6 protein-coding genes are annotated in these 4,116 nt (G+C 68.4%); 3 read left to right on the forward strand and 3 right to left on the reverse strand.

The window, feature by feature from the left end; genetic code table 11:
* Positions 1-261: 261 nt before the first annotated feature.
* Both DD1DGNOD_RS23655 and DD1DGNOD_RS23660 read right to left on the reverse strand, forming a co-directional pair.
* Positions 262-1,020, reverse strand: a complete 759-nt coding sequence (locus DD1DGNOD_RS23655) for a DUF305 domain-containing protein (protein ID WP_131771054.1) — start codon at positions 1,018-1,020, stop codon at positions 262-264.
* Positions 1,017-1,304: a DUF3105 domain-containing protein gene (locus DD1DGNOD_RS23660; RefSeq protein WP_206443387.1), complete on the reverse strand. Its 288-nt coding sequence runs from the start codon at positions 1,302-1,304 to the stop codon at positions 1,017-1,019. The genes DD1DGNOD_RS23655 and DD1DGNOD_RS23660 overlap by 4 nt, the downstream gene beginning before the upstream one ends.
* Positions 1,305-1,452: 148 nt before the next feature.
* Between DD1DGNOD_RS23660 and DD1DGNOD_RS23665 the strand changes: the two genes are divergently transcribed.
* From DD1DGNOD_RS23665 to DD1DGNOD_RS23675, 3 genes are all read left to right on the forward strand, one after another.
* Positions 1,453-1,689 (forward strand): hypothetical protein, encoded by a 237-nt coding sequence (locus DD1DGNOD_RS23665; protein WP_131771056.1) that lies wholly within the window; start codon positions 1,453-1,455, stop codon positions 1,687-1,689.
* Positions 1,690-1,769: 80 nt separating this feature from the next.
* The gene (locus DD1DGNOD_RS23670; RefSeq protein ID WP_131771057.1) at positions 1,770-2,327 is read left to right on the forward strand and encodes a DUF5134 domain-containing protein; all 558 of its coding nucleotides are present in this window, start codon (positions 1,770-1,772) and stop codon (positions 2,325-2,327) included.
* 120 nt (positions 2,328-2,447) lie between these two features.
* Positions 2,448-2,666, forward strand: a complete 219-nt coding sequence (locus tag DD1DGNOD_RS23675; protein WP_131771058.1) for a heavy-metal-associated domain-containing protein — start codon at positions 2,448-2,450, stop codon at positions 2,664-2,666.
* A gap of 1,077 nt (positions 2,667-3,743) precedes the next feature.
* On the opposite strand, the gene DD1DGNOD_RS23680 is transcribed toward DD1DGNOD_RS23675, so the two are convergent.
* Positions 3,744-4,116 (reverse strand): TlpA family protein disulfide reductase (locus tag DD1DGNOD_RS23680; RefSeq protein ID WP_165036988.1); only part of this gene is annotated, 373 nt, incomplete at its 5' end.

The following is a 4,116-nucleotide window of genomic DNA, read 5'->3' on the forward strand; positions in this document are numbered from 1 at the left end:
ATCCCCCGGCGACGATGGCCGGGCCGGTGGCCGACCCTCAAGCCTCGCCGGCACCTTCGTTGTGCTCGGTTGCAGCGTCTTCGCTGCCCTTTTCGGCGACGGCTGGAGACTATGTTGTCATCAATCCCGTATGACTTTGAAGCATCCTTCGGCACGGCGGCTGTGTCACCGTCCTGTCGACCACCACCGGCTGTCAGCCGGGCGTTCGCGGTGGGCCGGGGCGGGGAACGGGATGCCGTTCACCGGTATGTGGTCGGCCGGTCAGCGGTTTGCGTCCCGGGCGTAGCGCATGGCCTGCATGGTGCCGATCTCGCTGGTCTGGGAGGTGATGATGGTCTGAGCGATCCCGCGCACGTCCGGGTGGTCGGAGCAGCGGTCGAGCAGAGCTTGGGCCATCGCCACCCCCGCCCGATGGTGGGCGATCATGAGTTGGAGGTAGAGGATCTCGGCGTCGCGGCCGTGCAGCTGGGTGAGCCGTTGCAAGTCGGCTGCCGTCGCCATGCCGGGCATCCCCGGACCCGCGGACGATGTGCCCTGGCCGTGGCCGCTCATCCCACCGGTGGTGTGGCCGGCCGGTGTGTCACCACCCGCGGCGGTGGTCATCCAGGCCAGCGCGGGTCCGGTCCCGGTCTGCGGCAGACCCCACTGGACCAGCCAGGCGAACATCTGCCCGATCTGGTGCTGCTGGCCCAGCGCGACGTCGTAGGCGAGGACACGCACCTCGGGGTCGGTCGTCCGGTCACGCACGATCATCGACATGGTGACCGCCTGCCTGTGGTGGGTTTGCATGTCCCGGGCGAAACCCGCTTCGGCGCTGGTATCAGCCGGTACCGGCTCACCCGCGTCAGCCGTGAGCCGGCCAGCCGCGAACGCCCCGGCCGCGACGAGGAGGAGCACCAGGACGAGGACGGTGGGTCGGCGGCGAGGACCCGTCGTGGCCGGGGCGGTGTCCGGGCCGGCCACGACGGTCGCGGCGGGGCCGGCCGGGTCGGGATCGGGCCGCTGCGGGGGTGGGTTCACCGCATGCTTCCGCTGCCTGTCCGCGAGCCGGAGGCGTCGACTCCGCCGGTGCAGGGGGCGCCCGGTTCGGGTGCTTGCTGGCCGAGCCGGTAGGCGCGGACGAACTGGACCAGCCTGGGGTCGTCGGCGCCGGTGAGCCTGAGCTGCCTGCCCCAGGCCGACGCCACCACCGGCACCGGCAGGTCCGGGTACGGCGAGAGCAGCGTGTAGGTGTCGGGCAGCACCGCCCGCAGTGCCGCGATATCGGCGGCGGGCAGGTCCCGGCCAGGACCTGCCCGACCCACACGTACCGCGGTCAGCGGTGCTTTGGAGGATCATGATCGGAAGGCTGTCACCGTCGGCAACTGCTTTTAGCGGAAAACCGGACAAGTATAAAAAATGATCTTATACTTGTAGCGATATGATCTCTTTCTGTATCCCGGTGGAGCTGACATGACCGAGTCCGGAACACCGCGGCACGTCCTGACCTTCTGCGGCAAGTGCAGCTGCGGCTACCCGGAGCTGTTCGTCGACCACGACGCGGCGGCGGAACGGCGCATCATCTTGACGGACGATTTCGGCCAGCGCATCCAGATGAGCGTGGAACAGCTCCAGGTCATCATCGACGAGGCCCGCACGGGCCGAATCACGTCGCTGGTCGACACTGAGCTCACCGCTGGCGTGGCCTGAGCGTGCGCTTCGCGACATCCGGCCCCCCGCGCGACCGCTCCGCGCTCGACCACGGACGTGGAGCATAACGGGGACGTCGGATGACGCACCAGCATGGGGAGACGGGGCATGCCCTGCACCTGGCCGGTCCGGTGGCCGTCGTGGCGTGTCTCGCCTCGGCCGCCGTCGCGCTGTTCCACCTCCGGCTGCTGGTGCGGGCAGCTTCTCACCGGGGGCAGTGGTTCCTGCCCGCCGAGACCGGGCATGTGGCGGTGGCGGCGGGCATGGCGGTCATGTTCGCCGGACCCCTATGGATGACGTCCTCGGCGCTGTTCGCCGCCGCCTACCTGGGCCTGGCGCTGGCCGTCCTGGTCCTGCTCCTGGTGCATCCGGTCTGCCGCATCCCGTCGCTGTGGTCGTCCTGCTCGATGCTGGTCGTCGAGGCGTTGGCGATGGCCTACATGTCCGGTGCCGGTGGACGCCCGGTCGGTGACCTCACCGGCTGGTTCGTGGTCGTCTTCGCGGGCGCGGGGCTGGCCGCGGTTGGCGGGCTGCTGGTCCGTCGGGTCGCGCCGGCGTGGGCGGGTGCCGCGCCGGTCGCACCGGTCGGCACTCGGCTGGTGATGTACGCCGGGATGATGCTGATGCTTGTGTATTGAGGGACACCGTCGGCGTGGATCCGCGGCAGGCGCACACCTCGCGTGGCCACGTTCCCGCTTCGACTACCCTGCGTGAAAAGGGTTTCAACGGTGAGGCCCGGCGATGTTGTAGGAGCACGGATGACGGCGCTGACGGTGCAGGTACCCGACATCAGCTGCGGCCACTGCAAGGCTGCGATCGAGGAGGTTGTCGGGCGGGTGCCGGGCGTCACCGGGGTGTCGGTTGACGTGGATTCCGCCTCCGTACAGATACAGCGCAACGCGGACGCGGACATCCGTGCGATCGAGGCCGCGATCGTCGATGCCGGCTACACGGTCGGAGCGGTCGTCGGGGTGTGAGCGGCTCACGATCCCCGGCGGCCGAGGCACTTTCGGGCATCGGTCAAGCCGTCGTATCCGGATGTCGACCTCCCGCGGGTACGCCGGTGCCTCGGCTGTTGCGCAACCGCTACGACGCCCTCAGCACATGTGCGCGCCGAGAGCAGCACTCGTCGTGAGCGCGGTAGCCGCACTGCTACGGCCGGCGCGGGCTCTGGGGGCATAGTGGGCCCGTCTGGACTAACAAACGCGATCTGAAGTCCACGGCGGACTTTACCCGGGCGAGACGGTGCGCGGCTCGCGGAGCCCCGGTTTCGCCGTTCAGGTACCCATCGGCCGATCGTGACTATTCGGTCACATGCGATGTCCTGAGTCCACTCTGCCTGCGCCGTGTCGGCCGGTGCCTTTCCATGACGGATCGATGATCATCGTATTCGGCTCACGGAGCGCCTACGTCTTGGAAAGCGTGTCTGATAGACGTCGATGTTGGTTCGGTGATGGATATCGCCCGAGGAACTGAACCGTCAGGTGGACCTGCTCGTTGGAGGCACTCAGGGTGTGCCCTCTGCACCGACGCCGCCTTCAGCACCGTTGTGGGCATTCTGCCCCCGTGCGCCGCCTCCGACGCACCGGACCCTAAGAGCCCGGAAATAAATAAGTAGGATTCTTGCAGGCCCATGACCTGGACAGATGGCGCCAGATGGTTCTAGTTAATTAATTCCTGGCTCTAACCGAGATGATGTGGATATGACGCCCAGCGGCCATCTGTGCGGCCCGAACTCATCCGCAGGCGCCGGGCAGCACCACTAGCGATCTTTAGTTGTTAGAACAGCAGCCGCTCTCGCGCCACTTTCCCGAGCATCGCCTACCTCCGCGCCGCAACGCTGTCCCGGTTAGTGGCGGTGCTGGCCCTGGACGCACGCCGGCACCTGCGCCGCACCCGCCCGCGACAGCGGTTCATCCCACGACACACCGGACCGACGGCACCCGGTCACCTGCGCCACGATCACGGGAAGGCCGGTAACCCACGCAGCTGGCTGTCTGCCGGTAGTGTCCCGCCGCCGGCCACCCGAACCACCGCCGCGTGATCCTGGCGGGCTATCCGGTTGTCGATTCGGCGAGGAGCTGGGAAAGGACGGGTCGCAGGTCGTCGGGGGCGACGGCGTTGAGGAAGCGGGCAGCGACGCGGCCGCGGCGGTCCAGCACGAGCGTGCTGGGGATCGTCGTCGGTGGTAGGACCCGCAAGCGGACCAGCAGGCTGGCGGACGGGTCGTACAGGCTCGGGTACGGCACGTGGTAGTCGCGGACGAACGCCTGCGCGGCTCCCAGGGAGTCGCGGATGTTGATACCGAGGAAGGCGACGCCTTGGGTGTGGGTCTGCGCATACACCTCGACCAGCCCGGGGGTTTCCGCCCGGCACGGCGCGCACCACGACGCCCACACGTTGACGACCACGACCGTGCCCCGCAGC

Source organism: Candidatus Protofrankia californiensis (assembly GCF_900634765.1).
GTDB classification, from domain to species: Bacteria; Actinomycetota; Actinomycetes; order Frankiales; family Frankiaceae; genus Protofrankia; species Protofrankia californiensis.

Coding starts and splice junctions, on each gene's coding strand:
- DD1DGNOD_RS23665 (WP_131771056.1), top strand. CDS start 1,453: ATGACCGAGTCCGGAACACCGCGGCACGTCCTGACCTTCTGCGGCAAG.
- DD1DGNOD_RS23670 (WP_131771057.1), top strand. CDS start 1,770: ATGACGCACCAGCATGGGGAGACGGGGCATGCCCTGCACCTGGCCGGT.
- DD1DGNOD_RS23675 (WP_131771058.1), top strand. CDS start 2,448: ATGACGGCGCTGACGGTGCAGGTACCCGACATCAGCTGCGGCCACTGC.